This is a genomic window from Paenibacillus sp. JCM 9796 (genome assembly GCF_055379675.1).
Genome location: NZ_AP043723.1, coordinates 1,168,415 through 1,190,088 on the forward strand (window position 1 = coordinate 1,168,415; position 21,674 = coordinate 1,190,088).

26 protein-coding genes are annotated in these 21,674 nt (G+C 55.0%); 10 read left to right on the forward strand and 16 right to left on the reverse strand.

Going from position 1 to position 21,674, the window contains the following annotated elements:
• Both ACZ439_RS05740 and ACZ439_RS05745 read left to right on the forward strand, forming a co-directional pair.
• On the forward strand, positions 1-1,809 hold the full coding sequence (locus ACZ439_RS05740; protein WP_054800207.1) for an EAL domain-containing protein: 1,809 nt from the start codon (positions 1-3) through the stop codon (positions 1,807-1,809).
• 111 nt (positions 1,810-1,920) lie between these two features.
• A complete protein-coding gene (locus ACZ439_RS05745) occupies positions 1,921-3,060 on the forward strand; it encodes a phosphodiester glycosidase family protein (protein ID WP_372813370.1) in 1,140 nt (379 codons plus the stop codon).
• A 401-nt stretch (positions 3,061-3,461) separates the two neighbouring features.
• On the opposite strand, the gene ACZ439_RS05750 is transcribed toward ACZ439_RS05745, so the two are convergent.
• From ACZ439_RS05750 to ACZ439_RS05760, 3 genes are all read right to left on the reverse strand, one after another.
• Complete coding sequence (locus ACZ439_RS05750) at positions 3,462-3,893, reverse strand: YtxH domain-containing protein (RefSeq protein ID WP_464620745.1); 432 nt, start codon at positions 3,891-3,893, stop codon at positions 3,462-3,464.
• A 6-nt stretch (positions 3,894-3,899) separates the two neighbouring features.
• Complete coding sequence (locus tag ACZ439_RS05755; RefSeq protein WP_054800206.1) at positions 3,900-4,343, reverse strand: DUF948 domain-containing protein; 444 nt, start codon at positions 4,341-4,343, stop codon at positions 3,900-3,902.
• Between the two features lie 228 nt (positions 4,344-4,571).
• Positions 4,572-5,138: an FAD-dependent oxidoreductase gene (locus ACZ439_RS05760; protein ID WP_054797706.1), complete on the reverse strand. Its 567-nt coding sequence runs from the start codon at positions 5,136-5,138 to the stop codon at positions 4,572-4,574.
• Between the two features lie 259 nt (positions 5,139-5,397).
• Here ACZ439_RS05760 and ACZ439_RS05765 point away from each other — a divergent pair, with 259 nt between their 5' ends.
• Complete coding sequence (locus tag ACZ439_RS05765) at positions 5,398-6,534, forward strand: LCP family protein (protein WP_127606204.1); 1,137 nt, start codon at positions 5,398-5,400, stop codon at positions 6,532-6,534.
• An 83-nt stretch (positions 6,535-6,617) separates the two neighbouring features.
• A complete protein-coding gene (def, locus tag ACZ439_RS05770; RefSeq protein ID WP_054797705.1) occupies positions 6,618-7,136 on the forward strand; it encodes a peptide deformylase in 519 nt (172 codons plus the stop codon).
• A 207-nt stretch (positions 7,137-7,343) separates the two neighbouring features.
• Here def and ACZ439_RS05775 read toward each other — a convergent pair whose 3' ends face one another.
• The 3 genes from ACZ439_RS05775 to thiD form a co-directional block, all read right to left on the reverse strand.
• Positions 7,344-7,979, reverse strand: a complete 636-nt coding sequence (locus ACZ439_RS05775; RefSeq protein WP_054797704.1) for a helix-turn-helix transcriptional regulator — start codon at positions 7,977-7,979, stop codon at positions 7,344-7,346.
• A 238-nt stretch (positions 7,980-8,217) separates the two neighbouring features.
• Positions 8,218-8,658 (reverse strand): DUF86 domain-containing protein, encoded by a 441-nt coding sequence (locus ACZ439_RS05780; RefSeq protein WP_054797703.1) that lies wholly within the window; start codon positions 8,656-8,658, stop codon positions 8,218-8,220.
• 128 nt (positions 8,659-8,786) lie between these two features.
• Complete coding sequence (thiD, locus tag ACZ439_RS05785; RefSeq protein ID WP_127606206.1) at positions 8,787-9,599, reverse strand: bifunctional hydroxymethylpyrimidine kinase/phosphomethylpyrimidine kinase; 813 nt, start codon at positions 9,597-9,599, stop codon at positions 8,787-8,789.
• 196 nt (positions 9,600-9,795) lie between these two features.
• On the opposite strand from thiD, the gene ACZ439_RS05790 reads away from it, so the two are divergent.
• Together ACZ439_RS05790 and thiO are read left to right on the forward strand one after the other, a co-directional pair.
• The gene (locus ACZ439_RS05790; protein ID WP_054797702.1) at positions 9,796-10,452 is read left to right on the forward strand and encodes a thiamine phosphate synthase; all 657 of its coding nucleotides are present in this window, start codon (positions 9,796-9,798) and stop codon (positions 10,450-10,452) included.
• Positions 10,449-11,618: a glycine oxidase ThiO gene (thiO, locus tag ACZ439_RS05795; RefSeq protein ID WP_127606210.1), complete on the forward strand. Its 1,170-nt coding sequence runs from the start codon at positions 10,449-10,451 to the stop codon at positions 11,616-11,618. Before ACZ439_RS05790 ends, thiO begins: the two co-directional genes overlap by 4 nt.
• On the opposite strand, the gene ACZ439_RS05800 is transcribed toward thiO, so the two are convergent.
• On the reverse strand, positions 11,608-12,273 hold the full coding sequence (locus ACZ439_RS05800) for a tetratricopeptide repeat protein (RefSeq protein WP_127606212.1): 666 nt from the start codon (positions 12,271-12,273) through the stop codon (positions 11,608-11,610). The genes thiO and ACZ439_RS05800 overlap by 11 nt on opposite strands.
• 138 nt (positions 12,274-12,411) lie before the next feature.
• Between ACZ439_RS05800 and ACZ439_RS05805 the strand changes: the two genes are divergently transcribed.
• Positions 12,412-12,717 (forward strand): hypothetical protein, encoded by a 306-nt coding sequence (locus ACZ439_RS05805; protein ID WP_372813365.1) that lies wholly within the window; start codon positions 12,412-12,414, stop codon positions 12,715-12,717.
• A 66-nt stretch (positions 12,718-12,783) separates the two neighbouring features.
• On the opposite strand, the gene ACZ439_RS05810 is transcribed toward ACZ439_RS05805, so the two are convergent.
• The 7 genes from ACZ439_RS05810 to ACZ439_RS05840 form a co-directional block, all read right to left on the reverse strand.
• Complete coding sequence (locus tag ACZ439_RS05810; RefSeq protein ID WP_236595977.1) at positions 12,784-13,143, reverse strand: hypothetical protein; 360 nt, start codon at positions 13,141-13,143, stop codon at positions 12,784-12,786.
• Between the two features lie 241 nt (positions 13,144-13,384).
• Positions 13,385-13,753, reverse strand: coding sequence for a hypothetical protein (locus ACZ439_RS05815; RefSeq protein WP_230876126.1), 369 nt, complete (start codon positions 13,751-13,753; stop codon positions 13,385-13,387).
• Positions 13,754-13,830: 77 nt separating this feature from the next.
• Positions 13,831-14,097 (reverse strand): ROK family protein, encoded by a 267-nt coding sequence (locus ACZ439_RS05820; RefSeq protein WP_054797700.1) that lies wholly within the window; start codon positions 14,095-14,097, stop codon positions 13,831-13,833.
• Between the two features lie 256 nt (positions 14,098-14,353).
• Complete coding sequence (locus ACZ439_RS05825) at positions 14,354-15,592, reverse strand: efflux RND transporter periplasmic adaptor subunit (RefSeq protein ID WP_054797699.1); 1,239 nt, start codon at positions 15,590-15,592, stop codon at positions 14,354-14,356.
• A gap of 51 nt (positions 15,593-15,643) precedes the next feature.
• Positions 15,644-17,233, reverse strand: a complete 1,590-nt coding sequence (locus ACZ439_RS05830) for a DHA2 family efflux MFS transporter permease subunit (protein ID WP_127606216.1) — start codon at positions 17,231-17,233, stop codon at positions 15,644-15,646.
• A 35-nt stretch (positions 17,234-17,268) separates the two neighbouring features.
• The gene (locus ACZ439_RS05835; RefSeq protein WP_127606217.1) at positions 17,269-17,922 is read right to left on the reverse strand and encodes an efflux RND transporter periplasmic adaptor subunit; all 654 of its coding nucleotides are present in this window, start codon (positions 17,920-17,922) and stop codon (positions 17,269-17,271) included.
• Positions 17,923-17,944: 22 nt separating this feature from the next.
• Positions 17,945-18,385, reverse strand: coding sequence for a MarR family winged helix-turn-helix transcriptional regulator (locus ACZ439_RS05840; RefSeq protein WP_054797697.1), 441 nt, complete (start codon positions 18,383-18,385; stop codon positions 17,945-17,947).
• Between the two features lie 205 nt (positions 18,386-18,590).
• On the opposite strand from ACZ439_RS05840, the gene ACZ439_RS05845 reads away from it, so the two are divergent.
• Positions 18,591-19,022, forward strand: coding sequence for a MarR family winged helix-turn-helix transcriptional regulator (locus tag ACZ439_RS05845; RefSeq protein ID WP_054797696.1), 432 nt, complete (start codon positions 18,591-18,593; stop codon positions 19,020-19,022).
• Positions 19,023-19,146: 124 nt separating this feature from the next.
• Entirely contained in the window at positions 19,147-19,323 is a 177-nt protein-coding gene (locus tag ACZ439_RS05850; protein ID WP_164751755.1) for a hypothetical protein, read from the forward strand.
• Positions 19,324-19,737: 414 nt separating this feature from the next.
• Here ACZ439_RS05850 and ACZ439_RS05855 read toward each other — a convergent pair whose 3' ends face one another.
• On the reverse strand, positions 19,738-20,946 hold the full coding sequence (locus ACZ439_RS05855) for an MFS transporter (RefSeq protein WP_127606223.1): 1,209 nt from the start codon (positions 20,944-20,946) through the stop codon (positions 19,738-19,740).
• 173 nt (positions 20,947-21,119) lie between these two features.
• Here ACZ439_RS05855 and ACZ439_RS05860 point away from each other — a divergent pair, with 173 nt between their 5' ends.
• Positions 21,120-21,248 (forward strand): DUF6254 family protein, encoded by a 129-nt coding sequence (locus tag ACZ439_RS05860; RefSeq protein WP_219996633.1) that lies wholly within the window; start codon positions 21,120-21,122, stop codon positions 21,246-21,248.
• A 118-nt stretch (positions 21,249-21,366) separates the two neighbouring features.
• On the opposite strand, the gene ACZ439_RS05865 is transcribed toward ACZ439_RS05860, so the two are convergent.
• Complete coding sequence (locus ACZ439_RS05865; RefSeq protein ID WP_054797691.1) at positions 21,367-21,645, reverse strand: small, acid-soluble spore protein, alpha/beta type; 279 nt, start codon at positions 21,643-21,645, stop codon at positions 21,367-21,369.
• Between the last annotated feature and the right edge of the window lie 29 nt (positions 21,646-21,674).

Genomic DNA, 21,674 nt, shown 5'->3' on the forward strand with positions numbered 1-21,674 from the left:
ATGCAGAAGATTCCCGTTACTCGCGACGGTAAGAGAGGGTCCGAGGTTTTCGTGGTCGATGCCGGCGATGTCATCAAAATTGACCGTGTGCGCGACCGTGAGATCATCATCCACACCAAAGACGAACAATATTACCTTGATTTCTCTTTTGACAACTTAGAAGAATGGCTATTCGAGGACGGATTTCGGCAGCTGGACAGCGCCAATATCGTAAATATGAACCACGTCCACGCCTATGATTACAAGCGCGGACAGGTTTATTTCAGCTCAGACCAAAGCAAGAACGCCAAGACTGCATCCGCGGCCAGGATCCATAAAGAGCATGTTGAGAATGCTATGAGACTTATCCAAACGGCAGAGAGCTCGAAAGCTGGGCAAAATCAACAACTCTACGAAGAGCTGTTCACGAAAATTGTCAGTGAAACGAACGATTACCAGCTGCTTCGCTCTTATGCAACGATTCGCTCCGTGAACGAGCGCAAACGTGCGGAAGAGAAAATCCTGCATATGGCTTACCACGACGCCTTAACCAATTTGCCTAACCGCCTTATGTTTGACGAAAAACTGAAAGCTTGCTTTGCGGAAGCGGAACGAACAGGCAGTATGATGGCCGTCATCTTTTTCGATCTTGACCGGTTTAAAGTCATTAACGATACGCTCGGTCATCATGTAGGAGACCAGCTCCTCCAAAGCTTGGCGCACAAGCTTCAGGTTTATGTTAAAGATAAAGATGTCGTCGCCCGTTTCGGTGGAGATGAATTCATCATACTGCTAACCAATGTCGTTCATATCGACGAAGCCGCCCAGTTTGCCAAAGGCATTCCCGATTTGTTGAAAGAACCGTTCGTTATTGAGGATCAAGAATTATTCGTAACGGCCAGCATCGGGATCAGCTTGTATCCGCACGATGGCACGGAAGTGGAAACCCTGCTCAAAAATGCGGACATCGCCATGTATCGCTCCAAAGAGAAAGGTGGGAATTCATACAACTATTACCATCCCGATATGAACAAGCGTTCGCTGCACAGGTTGAATATGGAAATCAATCTGCGCAAAGCGCTGGAGCGCGGAGAATTTCGCGTGTTCTATCAGCCTATCGTTAATCTTAAGAACGGTACGGTGTTCGGGATGGAGTCGCTCGTTCGTTGGATTCATCCGGAATGGGGCATGATTTCACCCGGCGAGTTCATTCCGCTGGCCGAGGAAACCGGTTTGATCGTGCCGATCGGCAATTGGGTGCTCAAACAAGCATGCATGCAGAACAAAGAATGGCAGCGTCAAGGCTATGCGCCGCTGGTCGTCTCTGTGAATATCTCCGCGATTCAGTTTCATCAGCTGAACTTCGTCCAAATCGTCATGGATGCCTTGGACGAATCGGGCCTCTCTCCTGACCTGCTCTGCCTTGAGATTACCGAGAATATCGCGATGAACAACGTCCCTTATATTCTTGACACGATGCAGAAGCTCAAATTGCTCGGCGTCCGTATTTCCATTGACGATTTCGGTACCGGCTATTCATCGCTTAGCTACTTGAAGCGATTCCGCGTCCATACGTTGAAGATCGACCAATCCTTTATCCGGGACGTCACTTCGGACGAAGACAATGCCGCTATCGTTACCGCCTTGATCGCCATGAGTCATCGGCTCAAGATCAAGTCGCTCGCCGAAGGCGTCGAGACGCAGGATCAGCTGGAGTTCCTCATCTCGCAGGGCTGCGATGAAATTCAAGGCTATGTCTTCAGCAAGCCGATGCCGGCAAGCGAATTTGAATATATGATTAAAGAAAATAAACAATTATATATAAACTGAGAAAAAAGTAGCAATTTATTGCAACTTTTTTCTTTTTTTTTCGTCGTAATGTAAAGGAAATCGTTTACAAGCTACAGAACGGTCCAAGATTGGAAGGAAAGGATTGGAGCCATGTCCGCGCGTATACCGAGCAGTCCCCGTGCACAGGCCGCGCCTGCCCCCGCCCTGAAAAAATCCCGAAAGCGCGCATCTTCTTTTCCGCTGACGTTGTTTTTTTACACGGTGTTTGTGCTGCTATTGTTTGGCATGCTGTTCAGCTGCTGGTTTTTCTTGACGAAGTCCGGCTCGAATCTTCGGTTTATGATGGCTGATACGTTAATTACGACCCAGCATCGCCACTGGGCGAAATATTTGATCGGCAGCGAGGAGCTGGATAGACGGGTAAACCGTTATTGGGCGCAGTTTGACATTTATTCCGGCGTCAAGGATGAAGGCTTGGTCAACGTCGGACCCAAAGCGTCAGATGACGTACTAACTCCCGAGAAACCGATCATAGAAGTTGAAGATATTCAAGGCACGAACTTTAAAGGCAAGCTGCTGATCGTCAACGATCCGAAAGCGCTGCGAATCGCAGTCCCCGGAACGTCCGGCAAAGGGGAGAAAGTTTCCAGTATGGTGAAACGCCTCGGAGCTAAAGCCGGTGTGAATGCCGGCGGTTTTGTTGATCCCGAGTGGAAGGGCAACGGCTTTCAACCGACAGGTCTTGTCATGTCCGGGGGGAAAATTTACTACAACGACGGCAATATGAACACGCCGAACCACATCGTCGGCATCGATAAGGAAGGACGTATGGTGGCGGGCAAATATTCGCCGAACGAGCTCATCAAGATGGGGGTTCAGGAAGCGGTCACCTTCGCTCCGAAGTTTATCGTGAACGGCGTCGGCTTGATCAAGAATCAAGCGGACGGCTGGGGGATCGCCCCGCGAACGGCGATGGCCCAGAAAGCGGACGGCACCATCATGTTCGCCATCATTGACGGTAGACAGCCTGCCCACAGCATAGGTGCCACGTTATACGACATTCAGAACATATTTTTGGATCATGGCGCAGTCACGGCGGCTAACTTGGACGGCGGCTCCTCCACTGTGCTCGTCGTTGATAATAAAATCGTGAACAAGCCGTCAAGCGAGTATGGCGAACGGTACTTGCCTACAGCCTGGCTTGTATTTGACGGCGAGGCGGAGAATGTCAACATCAAGAACATATGGCAAGGTCTCGATCCTAGCAAGATCGATCCTTCCAAATGGTAGATCTTCATGTCCCCGTTACAAGTACACATTCTTTACACTGTCCAATCCGATGTAGCGAGCTATTCATACATTAGTTTTATCAGTCCGTATTCCGGACGTACGCTGCGGACAGCGGATGGCGACTGCGTAAGGTATACATCTTGGGGGAGGTGATGGGGATTCGTCTCTCGTCCCTTAGTCACTTCATTAGGTTTTATGACCATCTTCTGATGAAAGGAATAGGCGGGATCGTCCGCTATAGGTGATCTGATGGCAAGCATGGGTACAATCTTGCTTTTCTTCATTCTATTTATTCTATTAGTTATTGGACTCTGTACAATATGGGCCTACTAATCTTCCAGAAGAACCATGAGAAGGACTCGTGCCTAAAGCACGAGTCCTTTGTCGCGTTCCAATAGCGGTTACACCGTCATTTTGTCCGATACAGCTTCTTCCAGACTATCGGCTTCGGCTTCCAGCTCCGTTGTCGTAGCCGCGACCGGAGCATGAACCGCCTCGCTGGCGTCGCTGTCCTTCCTCCACGATTTGACTTCGTTACCGGCCACAACCGCGAGATTTTTCGCCCGGCCGGCCCATTCAGACGTTTGGCGTCCGATCGTTTTCGCCGTAGCGCTCGTTTTGTCAGATACGGTAATCGCCAGCTGCTTCGTTCTCTCCCCTACTTCTCCGGCCACCTGCTGTGATTTTTCACTTACTTGCTGATACCCTTCCGCCAAGTCGGTACGCAGCTCCCGCCCCGATTTCGGTGCAAACATTAATGCCGTAACCGCGCCTAACACACTGCCGACAACCGCGCCTACCAAGAAATTTTTGCCTTTGTTTTCGCTTGCCATGAGAAGTCACTCCTTCGATTTGGATTGTCTGGAAGCCTGGAAACGCGACGCGATAGCGAGACCTGCCATCGTCCACTCGATCAGTTCGTTTACGGTGTCTTGCCGGCTATGTACCGCCCGCTTAGCTTCCAATACCGTGTCCTCCACCGTTTGTGAAATGACTCCAATGGACCGTGTTACCCGCCGCACGGCTTCACCGGTTTCGTTCGCCGCCTGAAACCAGGCATCGACCGTATCCAGCTTATGCTGGAGATCGTCAATGAGCGTCACAGAAGCTTCGATGACCCTTTCCGACTCTTGCACCGTATGCAGCGCTTGCTTCTGCAGACGATCGATCGACGATTCCCCCAGCCGCAGCAGCGCATGGGTATAGAGCAAGAAGCGAATGAACGTTACCGAAACCGCCAAGAACGCGACCATACAAAACGCTAACCCCCATTGCCACCACATGGGCCCCACCTCCGCCGTTCGTTTCCGCTCCTAGACGAATGCCTATGAGATACTACAGTATAAGTAGGCGACTTTCGTTTTGACACTCTTTCCGCGAAAAAAGTCCAGGTCCGGGTGCTCCTCATGCATGGAAAGTTTGTTCGATCTCCCCATGATCAGGTATAATAAAAAAGGACTTTGGGGCAAAAAAAAACGGCCTTTCGGCCGCATTCTCCAATCGTTTATTGCTTAAGCTTTAAGCACGTCATGGTCGACATAACGTTCGCCGTTCAGCTCGCTGATGACATTGATCGCTACTTTTGCGCCGTCCCCGGCCGTTACGATCGTATGCACGCTGACGCCCGCAACCGTGCCTGCCGCCCAGATGCCCGCCACGTTTGTTCGACCGTCGGCCTGTGTATCGATGACCGTCTTGATGCGCGGCTCGGTACCCGGCTTCGTCCGGACGCCCACGCTCTCCGCTAATTCAACGGACAGGCCGGTTGCCAGAATAACGTGTTTGGCCTCGAAGCTGCCGCTTTCCGTCTCGACACGGAAACCGTCGCCGGCTTGCTCGAGCCGTACGGCTTTGGCTTGGACGAGCTCTGCGCCGAACTTGGCAGCTTGCTTTTTGCCGGTGTCCACCAAATCCGGTCCCGCAATTTCCGCTACACCATAATGATTCTCGATCCAAGCGCGTTTGGTGATGCTCTGATCGTTATCCACCAGTACCGTCTTCTTCCCAGCTTTCGCGGTAAATAACGCTGCGCTTGCTCCTGCCGGTCCTGCTCCGATAATCGCTACTTCATAAGACATCATCCATCTACTCCTCTTTCATGGGATCTACCCGCAGTCGCAGGCTGCACACTATTCATTCTTACCAAACTCAATATACTTTAGTTTAGTAAGATAGGCATATTTCCATTATCCCCCTACATTTACCACTTGTCAACTTGTGTGAATGTGAATGAGAACGGGTAACAAATGTAGAAAATTATACTTTTTTAAAACTTTTTCAGCCGCACGCGCGTCTAATCTTTGACTGTATTCGACAACTTGTCCGGGAGGAAATGGAATGCTGCCCCGCCAAAAAATAAAAAAAACAACTAAACGCAAAACGGTCCGCAATACGCTAATCTCCTTGGCTATCATCGGAGCCGGAGCTTTGACATACGCCGGTTACCTCCTATATAAAGCCGACACAGCCCTTGAGAACATGTCTCTGCCGAGCGGAAATTCAACAGCGCAAGCCGCCGCCCCGATAGTCGACGCTCAACTCATGAAGCCCATGAGCTTCCTGCTTGCGGGTGTGGACAGCCGCGACGGCAGCGGCGGGTCGATGAACACCGACGTGCTGATGTTAGTCAGTCTAAACCCTGAGCGACGTGCCGCCACTATCGTGTCCATACCGCGCGATCTGCAGATGAACCCGAAGGCGTATGGCTTGCCGAGTCATAAAGCCAATTATTATTACGCGTACTATAACAATCAGGACAAAGACACCGCACTGTCGAAGACCAAACAGCTGTACAGCAACATGTTCAACGTTCCAATCGATTACATGGCGGTCATCGATTTTGACGGGTTTCGCGAAGTCGTTGACGAATTGAACGGCATTGAAGTTAACGTCGATATGGATATGCGATACGTAGATACGGAAGACGGAACCGACATTAACCTGAAGAAGGGCTTGCAAACGCTGAGCGGCAAAGAAACGCTGGACTTCCTTCGTTACCGCAAATCGAATCGCGGCACCGATGAATCGTCTGATACGGCCCGCAACGAAAGACAGCAGCTCGTGCTCGACAAGCTGCTCTCCCAGATGACTTCGCTAGGCGGCATCACCCAATGGGGCGGTATTCTTGAGATTGCCGGCCGCAACGTCAAGACCGATATCCCCGTGGACACGCTGCGAAAATTCATCTTATCGTTCCAGAAGCTGAAGCCGGAGCAGCTTGAATTTATTCATTTAGACGGGCGTTGGGACAGTCCGTATATTGTGCCGAAGGAAGAAGATCTTACCGCAGCCGTCGCCGCGCTCCGTACGCAGCTGGGGCTGCCGGCTCAAGATCCGTCATTCGCCACCGTTACCGGTTCCACTTACAATGCATGGCGTACGAAATTCGGCATCGATCCCGCTGTCACCAAATCGGCTGCGACGACGCAACGCACGGGCGGATCGAACACCCGGGAAGTGAATAAAGCTCGGTAACTGCATCCGGTGCTTACGCTCTTTTCCCAAGACACAAATATCGTGTATACTGGGCTTACCAACAATGGAAACAAGGTGAAGTCATGGCAGAGAAAATGATCCGCAATATCGGAGACCCGGTCTTGCGGGAGAAATGCAAGCCGATCGTCCAAGTCAATTCCAACGCTATTAAGCTGCTCGACGATCTGCGTGAAACCTTATACGCCGTACCCGGCCGCGCAGGCTTGGCAGCCCCGCAAATAGGTATACCGAAGCGCGCAGCCGTGCTGGACTGCGGAACCGGATTGATCGAGCTGATCAATCCCGAGATCATCGAACGCAAAGGCAGCCAGGAAGGCGCCGAGGGCTGCTTATCCATCCCGAACGTATATGGGTTTGTCACACGGGCCGCTTCCATCAAAGTAAAGACGTTGACCCGCAGCGGCGAGGAGGCTATCCTCGAAGCCGAAGGACATCTCGCGGTGTGTATGCAGCACGAAATCGATCATTTGGACGGGGTATTGTATATCGACCATGTGAAGCAGGGCGATTTGTACGACGAGTCGACGGATAAGCCGATGAACGTGTACGATTTGATTCGCCTGTCCAAGCAGGGCCAGTAGCAATCGATGAAGGGAAGCGGGGTCGGGTTTCGACCTCGCTTCCCTTCGTATTTTCCCCCAACGCCGATGAATGCCGCGGTCCATTTGCAGCGGCGGTCACGCGGCTGCCTTCTTTTTTTCCCAAGCCGCGAATGATTTGATGTATATGGCAAAAAAAACCGTCCCATCCTGCGCGAACAGGATAGGGCGGTTTGGGTTTCATGATGATTAGTTCGGTTTAATGATATACGTGCACTTGCTGCCGCTCTTGGCCAAGCACTCGGTTCGTTCCACGTGCGCTTCTCCGCCCAGCAAATTGCGAAACATCGCCAATTCGCAGCTGCAAGCATGATTGTAATGATTAGCTACCTGGGCAATCGGACAGTTGTATTCCTGGAGCAAATAAGTACCGTCCTCTTGCTCCTCCAGCTCAACCATATACCCGTTCGCATTCTGAATATCCGCCAGCTCCAGCACCCGCTCGGTCAAAGGCTTGCCCGCCATCCGCTCCTCGTAACGACCGATCAGCCGATCCTTGCGGCGCTCGAATAGCAAGTTCACCTGCTCCTGACCGGAAACGGCCTCCAGCTCCTCCAACAAATCCAGGGTGAGAAACTGATATTTCTTAGGAAATAATTCGTCGGCCGCTGCCGATAACGAATATAAATGGGTCGGTCTGCCCATCGCTTGCCGAACCAGCCTCGATTCGATCAAGCTGTCCCGCTCCAACGTGTTCAGATGACGACGGACCGCCATCTCCGTTATTCCGAGCCGTTTCGACAAATCGCCGACACTCATAGAACCCTTGGTTTTCAATAAGGTGATGATGACTTTTCTAGTGGAAACATCAGGTTCTTGGTTCATCCGGTCTCACCATCCTTCGTACGCAGGTCGCCATTATTCGACAATTCGACAAATAAAATTCCACACGCCAATGAATACCCTCATTGTATACGAAATTACACGATAAGTAAATTAATATACTACTATGTATATAAAATCCTAATGGAGGAAAGCGTTCCCGCTTTACACAAAGAAGCGAAGCCGACGCGTCGGCTTCGCACTTATTCACCACGGATAATCGCTTACCTTCTCCTGCGGATTACAGCACTTCTTTGCGAATGAAAGCCGGTACGGCTTCTGCGAACGTTTCCAGCGCCTCAGGCAGCGCTTCGACTAGCGGATGTAAGCCATCCCGCACGATGTCCGCATAGTCTTGAGCCAGCAGCCGGCGAAGTTGTACGAGCGCCTTCAATGTCCCGGCCGTTGGAGCTTCAACAACGCCTTCTCCTTCCAAAATGTCCACGATGTCTTCATAACTGCTCGCATCGCGCATCATAAAAGCATCGATCAGCAAGCTGCCGATGTCCGTCACCGTTTCGATCGCCAAGTGAAGCGTGCGCTCCTGCGCCAAATGAAACAAGAGCGTTGCAGAAGCCGGGCCTGCAGTCGAATGAGCCTCCTGCAGTTCGCGGCAAGCTTGAATTAACGTCGGGATGAACGACAACCGAAGGTCGATTTGTTCTTGATTGACATAGTACATGGCTTATCCCCGCTTTTTCTTTTTCCATTTCGACCATAACAAGATGGCCGGGAACGAGACGATCAAAAGAACGATTAACAATACTGCCTGCATCAAGTATTCGTAGCTCATATCGGTCTCCTTCTGTGCTAGGCCCGGCCGGAGGCGTTCTCGCGGGAATAGGCCCAATGATTGGTCGGCCCGTGTCCACCGCCGATCCCCAACTCATCGCGAATGGCCAGCGTAATGAACCGTTTGGCCGTATGCGCCGCTTCCAGCAAGCTGCGTCCCTTCGCCAGTTCCGCACAGATCGCCGCCGAGAACGTACAGCCCGTTCCATGCGTATGACGCGTCTCATACCGCTGCGCAACGAGCAGATGAAACGTCTCGCCGTCGAACAGCACATCGGTCGGCTCGCCGCTTCGGTGCCCGCCCTTCACGATCGCCGCGCCGGCCCCGTGCTGCCGGACCAGCTGCCGCGCCGCTTCCTTCATATCGTCCAGTGAACCGATCGTCAATCCGGTCAGCACTTCGGCTTCCGGAATGTTCGGGGTGACGACGGCCGCGAGCGGCAGCAGCTTGTCCCGCAGCGCGTTCTGCGCGTTCGAAGCGAGCAGGCTGGCTCCGCCTTTGGCCACCATGACCGGGTCGACTACCAGCTTCGTTAAACCGGCTTTGCGGATGCACGAAGCGACCACCTCGATCACTTCCGGCTGCGACAGCATGCCGGTCTTGGCCGCATCCGCTCCGATATCGGATAAGACGGCGTCGATCTGCTTCTCGATCCCTTCTAGCGGAACATCGTATATGCCGTGAACCCCGAGCGTGTTTTGCGCGGTGATCGCCGTGACCGCAGACATGCCGAACACGTCGAGCATTTGGAACGTCTTCAAGTCCGCTTGAATCCCTGCGCCGCCGCCGCTGTCCGAACCGGCTATCGTTAACGCTTTATGTACCTTCATGACTCTTCAATCCTCTCCGCCCAATCCTTCCTATTAGTTTAGACCTCCGGGCCTTCCCTCGTCAAGGCTGTCATCCGAGCCGAAAAGCAAAGTTTTCGTGATCATTTTTTGACAAGTGGAACAAACGCTTTGACGCCGTAAAGCCCCAGCGTTATGATGAAACTACGATGAAAATTCGGAAAGGTTCGATTGCCCTATGCCGACGTACCCCTGCACGCACGAACTTCATTTGGTCACCACCGGCCGCCAAGAGCTGGAAGACGTTGCCGCGATCCTGCGGGACTGTCCGGTTGCGATGATCGACGTGCTGCACATCCGTGAGAAACACCGCTCCGCGCGCGAGCTCATTCGCTGGTACCGGACCCTCAAGCCGCTGCTGCCGCATACGGCCGTCCTGCTGAACGACCGCTTGGACGCAGCGCTGGCTGTGCAAGCCGACGGCGTCCAGCTCGGCGGAGGCAGCTTGTCGCCGGACGAAGCGAGAGCGCTTGCGCCGCAGGGCATGCGGATCGGCCGCTCGGTCCACACACCGGAAGAGGCGGTCGAAGCCGCCCGGGGAGGGGCGGACTTCGTCCTCTACGGCCATGTCTACGAGAGCGGCTCGAAGCCGGGATTGGCGGGACGCGGCCTTGAAGCGCTGACGCGCGCCGTACAAGCGTCGCCGATCCCTGTGATCGCCATCGGCGGCATCCGGCCGGAGCGCGCCGAAGAGGTGCTGGCGACGGGCGCAGCCGGAGTTGCGGTTTTGTCGGGCGTGTTCCTGCATGAGAAGCCCGGCGCGCAAATCGAGCTGTTCCGGCAAGCGATCGATCGGACGAAGCCATTGCAATTGCCAAGGAGAGGATTCCTATGACCACCGTCTCAAATTGTACCCCTGTTAGCCCGGACGCCCCTTCGGCGATTATCGTCGGAGGCGGCGTCATCGGAGCCGCCATCGCCTACGAGCTGGGCAAAGCGGGCTTCGCCTGCACGCTGCTTGATAAAGGAGGCTGGAGCCAGGAAGCTTCTACCGCCGCGGCCGGCATGCTGGGCGCGCAGGTGGAAATCCATCAGCCGGGACCATTCTACGAGCTGTGCCGCGCCAGCCAGCAGCTGTACCGCCCCTGGGCCGAAGAACTGGAAGCGTTGACGGGCATCACCCCGCAATATATACCGGAAGGCATCGTCAGAGCCGCATTAACCGAAGAGGATGAAACGGAACTGCGCAGCCGGCTGACGTGGATGTCCGATGCACGATGGATGAGCCCGGAGGAGATGCTGCAGCTCGAATCCGAGCTGACGCCTGCCGTCCGCGGCGGGTTGCTTCTGCATGCCGACCATCAAGTCCATCCGGTCTGGCTGGCCCGGACGCTGCGCGCCGCGCTCGTACGCCAAGGCTGCCGCATCCGCGAGTGGACCCCGGTCACCCGTCTGCTGACCGACTCCGGCAGCGGACGCGTGAACGGCGTCCATACGCCGGAAGGCGGGCTGACGGCCGACTTCGTCGTCCTGGCCGCCGGCGCCTGGAGCTCGTCGTTGACCGAACCGCTCGGCTTAACGCTGCCGATGTTCCCGGTCAAAGGCCAATGCCTGTCCGTGCGCACCGAAGCGCCGCTTATCCGCTCGACCGTCTTTACCAAAGGCTGTTATATCGTGCCGAAGAACGACGGCAGCTACATCATCGGCGCCACGCAAGAACAGGTCGGCTTCGATAAACGTGCCACAACCCGCGTCATTGCCGATCTGTACGACAAAGCGGCGGCGCTGCTGCCGCGGATAGCCGAAGCCGAATTCGTGAGCACCTGGGCCGGACTGCGTCCGGGCACGGAAGATGAGCTGCCGTTCCTCGGCGCCTGGGACGGCGCCCCGGGTCTGCTGCTCGCGACCGGCCATTACCGGAACGGCATTCTGCTCGCTCCGGTCACCGGCAAGCTGATCGCCCAGCTCGTGCAAGACCGTCCGACCGAAGTCGATCTCACGCCTTACTCGCCGGCAAGAGTCGCCGCGCCTCGGGCCGCTGCGGGCGCCATTACGATTTGAACCTGGCGAGCAGCGCCCAGCGCCGCTCGAAGCGACGTTTGTATTTGGGAAGCCCCCGGTACAGTTCCACCGTCTCCCGGAACGCACGGCGGGCTTCTTCTTCGCGCCCGAGCTCCTTATACAGCAGCCCGAGCCTGTAGTAGGCTTCGCAAGAAGAGGAATTCACTTCGCGGAATTTCTCCAGGTACCCGACCGCTTTCTCGGGATCGGTTGCGGCGTAAGCCTCGCCAAGCCGCAAATACGGCTCGCCGTACTTCACGCGTGGATTGATGTCCAGCGCCCGCCGGATTAAAGCTTCGCCGTCTTCCCGGTGGCCGCGCTTTAATTGGCAGATGCCCGATTCGCTGAGCACATCCGCCGAATCGTCCATGATGCGCCGTACATCTTCCAGCAGCTCGAAGGCAGCGTCGTACTTCTTCTGCTCCATATAAATACGGGCGATTTCCAGCTTCGTCGACGTGTGATGGGGACTCATGCGCAGCTCGTCGCGCAATCGGCTGAGCCGGCGGATTCGCTGCAGCGGCTTGAACAAGCTGGGCGTCAGCCCGATAAAGCGCCGCTCCAAGACGTATAGAACGATCAGGAGCACAAGGAGCGCTACGAACGGATTTCCTGTTAACCACCATAGTAAGGAAAAAATCAGAACTTTGCTCAAGAGGCATGCCTTCCTTTCGTCTATCGTGACCGCGCCGCATTCCGGAAAAAAGGATGGCGGCCGAGTCGCTTATAGCCGATTGTACCATAAGTTGTCAACGATTGTTACCATACGAACGAAGCAGGGGGACGACGCGACATGAATGAAAGCGCCGCAGTCAAATGGAGTAAAACAAGAAAAATGGGCAAGGCCAAATATGTGATGTTTCGAGGCGTCTTGTTGTGGGGCGTTTCCCTGACCGTGCTGTTCACGGCGATAGAATGGATGACGCAGCATACGATGCTTACGTCTTGGCTGACCGCTCGCCTGATCGTATTCGGGATTATCGGATTTCTCATCGCCAATGTCCGCTGGGACGGTCAGGAACGAGCTTACTTGGCCCGGACGAACCACCATCAAGGCAAGCCCGGGACCAAGTCGCCGAACAAACGGAAGCGCAAATAAACGCCATATAAAGCCCGGCAAAAAAAGGAGCACCCGTCGCCAAGACCGGTGCTCCTTCCTGTTCGTTCACGCTTCGACTTTGAGCTTCTTCGCTTCTTCCAGCATGCGGCGTACATCTGCCCGTACGGTGCCGAAGCTGAGCACCTGCTCCTTGAACGTTTCCCGGGCGCCCCAGTGCGTTTCGCCGTGCTTATCCTGAAACAGCGATTCGGTCACATCTACGTAAGCCGCATGCAGATCGTTATCATACCAATCGATATCGCTGTCAGCGTCCTTCTTCAACAGCATCACCATATCAAAATCGTTATCCTTCGAGTCTGAGAAAAGCGCCACATAGGTTGACTTTTCGCCTTCTACGGATACCTCCACATCGGCGCAAAGCCGATCGCTTCGCTCCAGCACGCGTTTGCATTCGGCATTCTTCACGTCGTGCAACGGCCATACCTCCCTTATGAGAGCCTTCGTCCTCAACAGTGTCCCACTGCCGGCCGCCCCTTATGCATAGCAAACAAAAAACCCGCAATCCGAGGATGGCGGGCGTCAAAGGAATATATATTTTAAAAAGGGGGTCTTCCTTAGTATAGCCGGGTTACATTAACGACCTGTTATAAACAGATTACAGTTTCGTTACAAGGTATCATTACAAGGGCCGGAGCCGGGCCTGTTCTTAATCCTCATCGTCGAAATCGACATATTCCTCCCGGGGCGGATCGCCGCCTATTTTCTTCTTCATCGCCAGCTGTGCAAAAAACAAGAGCACTTCGTTGTTGACAAAGGATACCCCTAAGCCGAAAATGCCGAACATGCGGGCGAAGTGCTGCTCCGTTCCCGGGAATACCGACGCCCACCACCAGACGGCTGAAGCGGTAATCGCTATATTGACGGCCGAGCCTGCCAGGAAGGACAGCAGGAGAAGGCCTGTTTTCCACATCAATAAAATGCCGACAAGCCCCGTCAACACGAAGCCGGCTCCTATCACTACCCAAAATATCGTATCGTACGTCAAGGGTCGTTCACGCTCCCAAATCCGACTCATTCCAAACATCTCGCCTTCCCAAGGTTAACATGAAAGCGAAAGCGGGACAACCGTTTGCCGAATCTGTCTAAAAGTTGTCAAATGCTTGCGGCAAGGCGGGGACGCCGCCAGTCGCTTCTCCCATCTACGTACATGCGCACGTCGTTGTTGACGAATACCGGCAGCCCGCCGAGCACCCGGCTCAAACGCGCCGCCAGCGGAAAGCCGCACCAGCCGAGGTTGGCGGCAAAGACGCTCGTCCCCGTCACATGGTCAACGAAGCCCGGTACGCCGATGCCGATGCCGACGCCTTCAGGCGCCAAGCCCGTCTCCTGCTGCAGGCGGACGATCGCTTCCGCCTGCACAGCACGACCCCATCCGCGCCCCCACGCTGCGCGTCCGTTGCGATTTTTACCAGGCTGACCGTGGCCCCCGTCTCGTTCGCAACGCCGATGACCATGTTCGTTCCACCAATACCGACACCTATGTAATGCTTCACCGGCTTCTCCCTCTGCTCTGATCTTGAAGTCTTCTTCTTCCGACCGGCGCTCCCTTCGCTCGGTTTTATCAAATTTCAGTTCATTTTATTGATGTTTTCAATCCAATACTTCAATCTCTTTCTCAATTGCGTATAACCGCTTTATCTTGATCCTTCAGACCCTGCTGACCGGATACGACCACCTGCTCGCCTTCCTTCAAGCCGCTCAACACCTCGCGGCCGTTATCCGAACTGCGCCCGAGCGTAACGCTCCGCTTCTCGACATGATCGCCGACCAACACGAACACGTAGTTGTCGACGCCTTCCTTCACTATGCCTGCGGACGGGACCGTGAGCGCTTGCCGGTTCCCGTCGTCGCCAAGCTGCAGCTTCACGCGCATCCCCGGCTTCAGCTTGCGGTCGGGATTCGGAGCGCTCAGCTCCAGCACGTACGTCTTGCTAGACGGACTCATGACATCGGCCAAGTAGGTTACGGTGCCGGTGAAGCTGTCGGCCGAGCCTTGAAGCGTGAACGTCACTTCCTTCCGGCCGGCTAATTGCTTGACCGCTTGATCGGTCACGTCGGCATGGATCTTGATCGGGTCCAGCTGCTGCACCACACCGGCGGCAAACCCTTGCGGCACCGTCATTCCCGGCTCGGGCGTCAATTCGGTCAATATGCCGCCGATCGGCGCCTTCACTTCCACATCGGCTAACGTATCCTCGATATCTTTCATCGACAGCTCAGCGCTCTGGAGTTGAATCCGCAGCGGCGCAAGCGGGTCGGTCGATTCGAGCCCCGCAAGCTGCTTCTGCGCCGTATCGAGGTCAAGTCGGGCCGCCTTCCATTGCGTCTCGATTTTGTCGACCTGCGCCTTCGTCGCCGTTCCCGCGTCGTAATCGTTCCTCACACTGTTGTACGACTTCTCGATATCGGCAATTTGCAGGCTCAGCTTCTCGACCGTATTGCGCAGCACCTGCTTGTTCGTCGATAACTCGGCTGCGTTCTTATCGAGCTGCGCTTGTAAATTTTCGCCGGATAGCCTCGTCTTCTCCAGATTGCGCTCCATATCGGAGGCATCGAGTCTGAACAACACGTCTCCGCGGTTGACGTTATCGCCTTTCTTCTTCAATACCTCGACGACGTCCCCGCCTAGCTTGGAGATGATGTTGAGCTGCGAGGATGCGACGATGTCGGCCTCCTGCTCCAGCTTGCCGTCGATCTCAGCCGTCGCCGCCCGCGCTACCGTGACGATCTTCGCTCCGTCCGATCCGGCGGAAGCGTTCGAGCAGCCCGCTGCGGCAGCTCCGGTCAGCAAGACCATGAGTACCGCCAGCATAGCTCGCGACGCGGCTTGTTTATGATTCGTTGATTGTGCCATCTCCAGATTCGCTCCTTTGCTTCGCCTGTTCCGTTCCTGTCGGCCTTCCCGTTATTCGCCCATCATCGGCATGCCGGGTTCGCCTTTGCGCTTCTTTTCCTTGATCAACAGCGACAGCGCCAGCGCCACCAGCGATAGAGCCGCCGTTAAAATAAACACGTCGTCCAGCGCCGTGATCGTCGCTTCGATTTGCACCTGCCCGGCCACGTAGCTGAGCGCGCTGGCCCTGGCCTGCGACGCCGATTGCCCGAGCGCCACGAACGAGTTCTGCAGCCGGTTGATTTGATCCGTCACCGAAGTAGAGAACATATTAAGCTGCTCCGCATAGCTCGCGCTGTGGAAATTCCGGCGGTCCGTGAACAGCATCGACAACCAGGCGATGCCGAACGCACCGCTGACCTGACGGATCGTATTGGACAGCGCGGTTCCTTGCCCGACTTTGTCCATCGGCACCGTGCTCATCCCCGCCGTTTGCATCGGCATCATCATCAAGCCCATTCCGGCGGCCCGCAGGCACATCCAGAAGACGATCGTGCCGTGCGACGTTTCCATGCTGAGCTGCGAGGTCAAATACAACGCATAAGCCGTGATCAGCATGCCGATAACCGCAATCGCTTTGGCCCCGATTTTATCGTATAACGCTCCCGCTATCGGCATCATGAACCCCGACATGAGCGCCTGCGGCAGCAGCAGCAAGCCGGTTTGGACGGCAGATAGGCCGGAGACGCTTTGCAGGAAAATCGGCAGCAAAAATAACACGCCCATCATGATGACGGTGACGAGGCTCGAGATCGACACGGTGAGCGTGAATGTCCAGTTTTTCATCAAGCTCAAGTCAAGCAGCGGGTCCTTCACATGGAGTTCAATCGTGATGAATGCGATCAAGGAGACAAGGCCTGTCAAGACGAAGGCGAGCACCTCGTGATCCGTCCAGCCTTTCTCTGACACGAGCCCGACCCCGTAGAGCAGCGAAGCGAGTCCGAGGCTGGAGGTCAGAAAGCCGGCAAGGTCGAAACGCCGTTTCACTTCCGATTTGAACTCCCTTAAGAAAGCTGCCGATAAAAATAAGTCCAAAATGCCAATCGGCACATTGATCGTAAAAATGAGCCGCCAATCCAAATATTCGACGATGTAACCGGACAACGTCGGACCGGTAGCCGGAGCGAACATAATCGCGATCCCGAACATGCCCATCGCGATACCGCGGCGCTCCACCGGAATCATACGTAAAATCATCGCCATGCTGATCGGCATCATCGCGCCGCCGCCAACGGCTTGCACGATCCGGAATACGATCATCGCGTTGTTGCTCCAGGCGATGCCGCAAAGCCCCGAACCGATGGTAAAAATAGCGAGCGAAATCACGTACATTTTCTTATAGCCGAAACGATCGCCCAAAAACCCGGTTGCCGGTACCAAAGCCCCGCTCACCAACGCATAGGCGGTAACCACCCACTCGATTTGCGACTGGTTCACGCCGAAGACGGACATCATCTTCGGAATGGCGACGTTGACGATACTTGTATCGAGGATGGCCATAAACACCCCGAGAATTAGCGCCACCATCGCGAATCCAGGTAATTTGGCGGCGGCTTGGGGAGCCTTATCCCCTTTATTCTCCTGTTCATTCTGAGCGCTCATCGTCTGCTTCCCCCTTACCGCTCACGTGTCTGTTGCTATTTCTCGATTTTCACCGTCGCGTTCAAACCGGGAATAAGCCGCTTGCCTTGATAATCGTCGATGCTGATTTTAACCGGAATGCGTTGAATGACTTTCGTATAATTGCCTGATGTATTCGAGGACGGCAGCAGCGAGAAGGAGGAGTTCGTCCCCAGCCCGATTTTCTCTACGCGCCCGGTGAAGGTTACATCCTTGAACGCATCGATCGTAAAGGTTACCCGATTGCCGACCTGCACTTCCGTAATCTCGGTTTCCTGCAGATTGGCCGTGATGTACAAGCGGTTCAAATCCGCACTCATCGCCAGCGTTGCGCCAGGGGCCACCGTTTGGTTCTGGACGGCGTTCGATTGAATGAGCGTCCCTTGCTCGGAAGCGACGATTTCCGTTGTAGTGGCCGGTGAATTTCCGCGCGACGGGGACGTTTCCACGATCCCGAGCACGTCGCCCTTAGCGAACGCCTCGCCCTCCTGATAACGCCACTCCAGCAATTTGCCCGCAGACAGTGAACCGATCGCCCGCAGATCGCCCTGTACCTTCGCATCTTCCGTGCTTATGTATTTGCTCGATTCCCGGTAATAGTAATAACCGCCAGCACCGCCGCCGATGAGCAGCACGGCCAACACGGTAAGAAGCACCGCTTTTTTCTTCATCTTGTCGAGCTCCCTTCAACCCTTATCGCATATCTTGTCGCGTATCTTGTAATGAAGATGTCATTTTATGAAGAAGATACATGAACTGCTCTTGTTCCTCCTCCGGCAAGCTGCTGAGCAACTGTGTCAGCAATTGCCGTTTACATTGCCAAACTTTCTCGACCTGCCGTTCCGCCATCTCCGTCAGTTCCAGCCAGACGACCCTGCGGTCGGCTTCGTCACGGGTTCGACCGATATGACCGGTCTGCTCGAGCCGATTCACAGCCAGCGTCGTCGCGCTCGCCGAAATCTGCAAATCGTCTGCCAGCTCGTTCACCGCGGCACGCCGCTTACGGTACAAAGTTTGCAGCAGAACGACCTGCTGTCTGGACAGTTCGGGCGGGACCGCCCACTTCCGGGTTTGCCGGAGTACGACATGCAGAAGCTCCTCGAATTGTTTGATGCGATGATCCGCTTCAGCCAAACAGTCCCCTCCTCTAAAATATTTAGGATAAAATAGTTTATTAATGAAATCATTTAGCTGTAAAATATCATAGGAAATTTGTACCGTCAATTAAAATATTCATGATCGGCAGCAACTTTTTTGAAACCTGCCGCCAGTTCTTGCGTATTATCCTGCAGCGGGCTTTTTTACCCGTTGATTTCTTATGTTTATACAGGGGGTTCCCATGCCAAACCGTCAAGATTTGTACGAACTGGAAGTAACGTTTCGCCAATTAATGCGCAGAATTCGAGGAAGCTGGAACCGCTTTGAAATTCAAGGGGTCTCCGCTTCACAAGGCATCATACTAGAAAAATTGGAGAACGAAGGACCGTTGAAGGTTTCGCAAATCGCTGACGCGCTTTGGATTACGGCAGGCGCCGTCACCTCGTTGTCGGACAAGCTCATCTCCGGCGGTTTCGCCAAACGGACCCGTTCGGAGGAAGACCGCCGCGTCGTCTATCTGGAAATAACGGAGCAAGGGCGGACGATTACCGAATCGCTGAAGAAGCACCGCAAGCAAGTGGTGGAAGGTTACTTCGGCAAGCTATCGGATGAGGACGTGAAGTATTTGACGCGAATTTTCAAGAACATACTAAGCGACACGGAAACGTTATAGAGCGTCTCGAAGCCGGGGTGAAACCGCTCGATAAAGCGCTTGAATTTAGCGTCCTTCCTTATCATCTTTTGTGTGATGCGTTCATAGAATGATAGCATCCGGGAAAGGGAAGGAGCTGCTTGCAATGGCCCAGCTTATCGAATTTTTGATGTGGCTCATGTTGTTCGCCTCCATTACGCTCGCGTTTGCGATGATGCTGCTTGAATTCATTCTGCGCGATACGACGGAATACGATATGGAATTTCTTTGGAACCATCAATATACGCTGCAAGATTTACATCTCGACCGCAAGGATTCATAGGATAGCGGAACGTTGGCGCCCGATTTCGTTCGGCCGTTCTTGTTCTGCGCTCGCCGGTCGGCAAAACCGCACAATAAAAAGCCCGGAGTACGCGCAGATGCGCGAATCCGGGCTTTCCTGGTTATTGGGGTAACGCTGCGCCGCGCGAGCCGGACGGTGCGTGCTCCGCGGACGGAAGCTTCCCGGTGCGGACAAGCACGTTCTGCAGCGCTTCGGAGACCTGGGCGTCGAACTGCGTGCCGCTGTGTCTGCGAAGTTCTTCGCCGCCGTCTCGACGGACAGCTTCGGCCGCAGCTTACACCCGCTTCCCTTATGGTGTCAACAACAAGAAACCCTTTCAACCTGCGGCTCCGGTTGAAAGGGTATTTCGCTGTGTCCATTCCGTTACACGGGTAAAATTCAAGTCCCGGCCGCTTACACGCGGGGACTCGAAACGTTCGCCGCCTTCGCACGGAACCGCATCCGGGATGCGCCGTACACCAGGGCCAGCAGCAGCACATAGAGCGTCACGAGCACCCATAACGCAACCGATACGGACAGTTGGTCCATACACCACCCGGTCAGCAGCGGGATGAGCGCCCCGCCCACGCCGCCGGAGGCGATCAGTATGCTGGTTATCCGTTCTTCCATGCCCGGGAAAAATCCATTCGCGTACACGAGCGCAACCGCAAACATGCCCGACATCAATAGCCCCAGCAGCAGCACCAGCGCATAGCTCGAGAACACCGTATCGGCCATGGCGAATAAGCTTAAGACGGCGGCCCCGCTGGCGCAGCTGACCAGCAGGTAACGGGCTTTTCCCCAGCGGCCGGCCAATTGGGCGGCGAACAGCCGTCCGACCGCCATCGCTCCCCAGAAGCAGGTGACGGAAAGCGCGCCGATCTCCGGCTTCACACCGACATTTTCAATCATAATGGACGGCAGGAAATTCGCGACGCTCATCTCCGCGCCGACATATAAAGCAAAGATGACGATAAACAAAGTCAACAGCCCGATCAAACCGCCGGGAAGACCTTTGAACGAAGGCACGGCGCCCGCCTGCACGGCGTTCGACGCCGATTTCGCCATCACAGCAGACATTCGCCCGAGCGGCAGCACGGCCCATAACACGAAGACGAGCAGCGACAGCAGGCTTAAGGCGAGAAATGACCCCCGCCACCAGCCTGCGGCGATGAACAACGACACCAGCAGAGGCATGACCAGGGCGCCGACGCCGAAGAACACTTCGATGCGGGCCATGGCGACCGTCTTGCGCGATTCTTCGAAGTGCCCGATCACGACGGCGCCGATGATCGTCTCCACCATGCCGAATCCGAAGCCGGCGAGCGGAGCGATGGCGAGTACGATTCCCCATGGGGGCAGCGTAAAGAAGACCATTTCGCCCAAGGCCATGCAGAACAGGCTAACCAGCAGAGCGCCCCGCTTGCCCAGCTTCTGACTAAACCACGGACCGGCTAATACGCCGATTAAAAATCCGAAAAATTGCAGGGCGACGAGTTGTCCCCCCGCGCTGTAATCTTTCCCGTAATGGGCAAGCAGCTCGGGCATTAAAGCGCCGATAATGACATGCGCCAAGCCGATGAGCAAATACGATAAGCATCCTGTCCAAAAAAACGTTCTCACTTTCCAGCCTCCGTCCCCGTTGCTCCTTCTACCCCCTGAATCTTCACTTTAACGGATCAAAGCATAGATTACAACAACGTTTGCGGAGTTTATGAAGAATAAAGGACCGGCCCTCCCGCCATCCTAAAAAGGCAGCACCTTGCTTCTATATCCGAGAAGGGACGTGAAAGAAGATGAGCCATTCCAAACGCCGCCAGGAAAACGAGTGGAAAATCCGCAAGCAGTCCCCGCATCCCCACGGTAAGATCAAGTCGCTTGCCGAATATTCGGACGAATACGATGCCCGGCATTCGCAGCAGTAAGCGGTCGTAAATGCAAGCTGCTCGTGCCCTGCGTAATTGTAACGAACAGGTGTTTCGCACCAAAGCACACCTTCCCGCCCGGGAGGTGTGCTTCTTGATCATCGCGGCGCTAAACCGTTTATTTTCCTGCCAGCCGCTCCTGCGCCATCCGGATCATCTCGCGCACCATCGCGCCCCCGATTTGCCCGCCGATTTGCCCGGCCTGCTCCGTAGACAAATGGCCGTTGCCGTTCGGTTGGAGCGGGATGCCGAGAGATCGGGCCACCTCGTACTTGACGTTGTCCGGTTGCGCGGAATTCGTGCTGAATCCCTCCCTGCGCATCACTTCGGCCTTGAATTGGTCCAGGGCGTAACCGGCCCCGGGCACAACGGTTCTTCTGCTTCTTCTTCTGGCCATTCTGCCATCCTCCTTACCGTTTTGCAGTT

What these genes read in the sequence shown, in the direction of transcription:
- ACZ439_RS05740 (WP_054800207.1), top strand. Translation starts at nt 1, where the DNA reads ATGCAGAAGATTCCCGTTACTCGCGACGGTAAGAGAGGGTCCGAGGTT.
- ACZ439_RS05745 (WP_372813370.1), top strand. Translation starts at nt 1,921, where the DNA reads ATGTCCGCGCGTATACCGAGCAGTCCCCGTGCACAGGCCGCGCCTGCC.
- ACZ439_RS05750 (WP_464620745.1), bottom strand. Translation starts at nt 3,893, where the DNA reads ATGGCAAGCGAAAACAAAGGCAAAAATTTCTTGGTAGGCGCGGTTGTC.
- ACZ439_RS05755 (WP_054800206.1), bottom strand. Translation starts at nt 4,343, where the DNA reads ATGTGGTGGCAATGGGGGTTAGCGTTTTGTATGGTCGCGTTCTTGGCG.
- ACZ439_RS05760 (WP_054797706.1), bottom strand. Translation starts at nt 5,138, where the DNA reads ATGTCTTATGAAGTAGCGATTATCGGAGCAGGACCGGCAGGAGCAAGC.
- ACZ439_RS05765 (WP_127606204.1), top strand. Translation starts at nt 5,398, where the DNA reads ATGCTGCCCCGCCAAAAAATAAAAAAAACAACTAAACGCAAAACGGTC.
- def (WP_054797705.1), top strand. Translation starts at nt 6,618, where the DNA reads ATGGCAGAGAAAATGATCCGCAATATCGGAGACCCGGTCTTGCGGGAG.
- ACZ439_RS05775 (WP_054797704.1), bottom strand. Translation starts at nt 7,979, where the DNA reads ATGAACCAAGAACCTGATGTTTCCACTAGAAAAGTCATCATCACCTTA.
- ACZ439_RS05780 (WP_054797703.1), bottom strand. Translation starts at nt 8,658, where the DNA reads ATGTACTATGTCAATCAAGAACAAATCGACCTTCGGTTGTCGTTCATC.
- thiD (WP_127606206.1), bottom strand. Translation starts at nt 9,599, where the DNA reads ATGAAGGTACATAAAGCGTTAACGATAGCCGGTTCGGACAGCGGCGGC.
- ACZ439_RS05790 (WP_054797702.1), top strand. Translation starts at nt 9,796, where the DNA reads ATGCCGACGTACCCCTGCACGCACGAACTTCATTTGGTCACCACCGGC.
- thiO (WP_127606210.1), top strand. Translation starts at nt 10,449, where the DNA reads ATGACCACCGTCTCAAATTGTACCCCTGTTAGCCCGGACGCCCCTTCG.
- ACZ439_RS05805 (WP_372813365.1), top strand. Translation starts at nt 12,412, where the DNA reads ATGAATGAAAGCGCCGCAGTCAAATGGAGTAAAACAAGAAAAATGGGC.
- ACZ439_RS05815 (WP_230876126.1), bottom strand. Translation starts at nt 13,753, where the DNA reads ATGAGTCGGATTTGGGAGCGTGAACGACCCTTGACGTACGATACGATA.
- ACZ439_RS05825 (WP_054797699.1), bottom strand. Translation starts at nt 15,592, where the DNA reads ATGGCACAATCAACGAATCATAAACAAGCCGCGTCGCGAGCTATGCTG.
- ACZ439_RS05830 (WP_127606216.1), bottom strand. Translation starts at nt 17,233, where the DNA reads ATGAGCGCTCAGAATGAACAGGAGAATAAAGGGGATAAGGCTCCCCAA.
- ACZ439_RS05835 (WP_127606217.1), bottom strand. Translation starts at nt 17,922, where the DNA reads ATGAAGAAAAAAGCGGTGCTTCTTACCGTGTTGGCCGTGCTGCTCATC.
- ACZ439_RS05845 (WP_054797696.1), top strand. Translation starts at nt 18,591, where the DNA reads ATGCCAAACCGTCAAGATTTGTACGAACTGGAAGTAACGTTTCGCCAA.
- ACZ439_RS05850 (WP_164751755.1), top strand. Translation starts at nt 19,147, where the DNA reads ATGGCCCAGCTTATCGAATTTTTGATGTGGCTCATGTTGTTCGCCTCC.
- ACZ439_RS05860 (WP_219996633.1), top strand. Translation starts at nt 21,120, where the DNA reads ATGAGCCATTCCAAACGCCGCCAGGAAAACGAGTGGAAAATCCGCAAG.
- ACZ439_RS05865 (WP_054797691.1), bottom strand. Translation starts at nt 21,645, where the DNA reads ATGGCCAGAAGAAGAAGCAGAAGAACCGTTGTGCCCGGGGCCGGTTAC.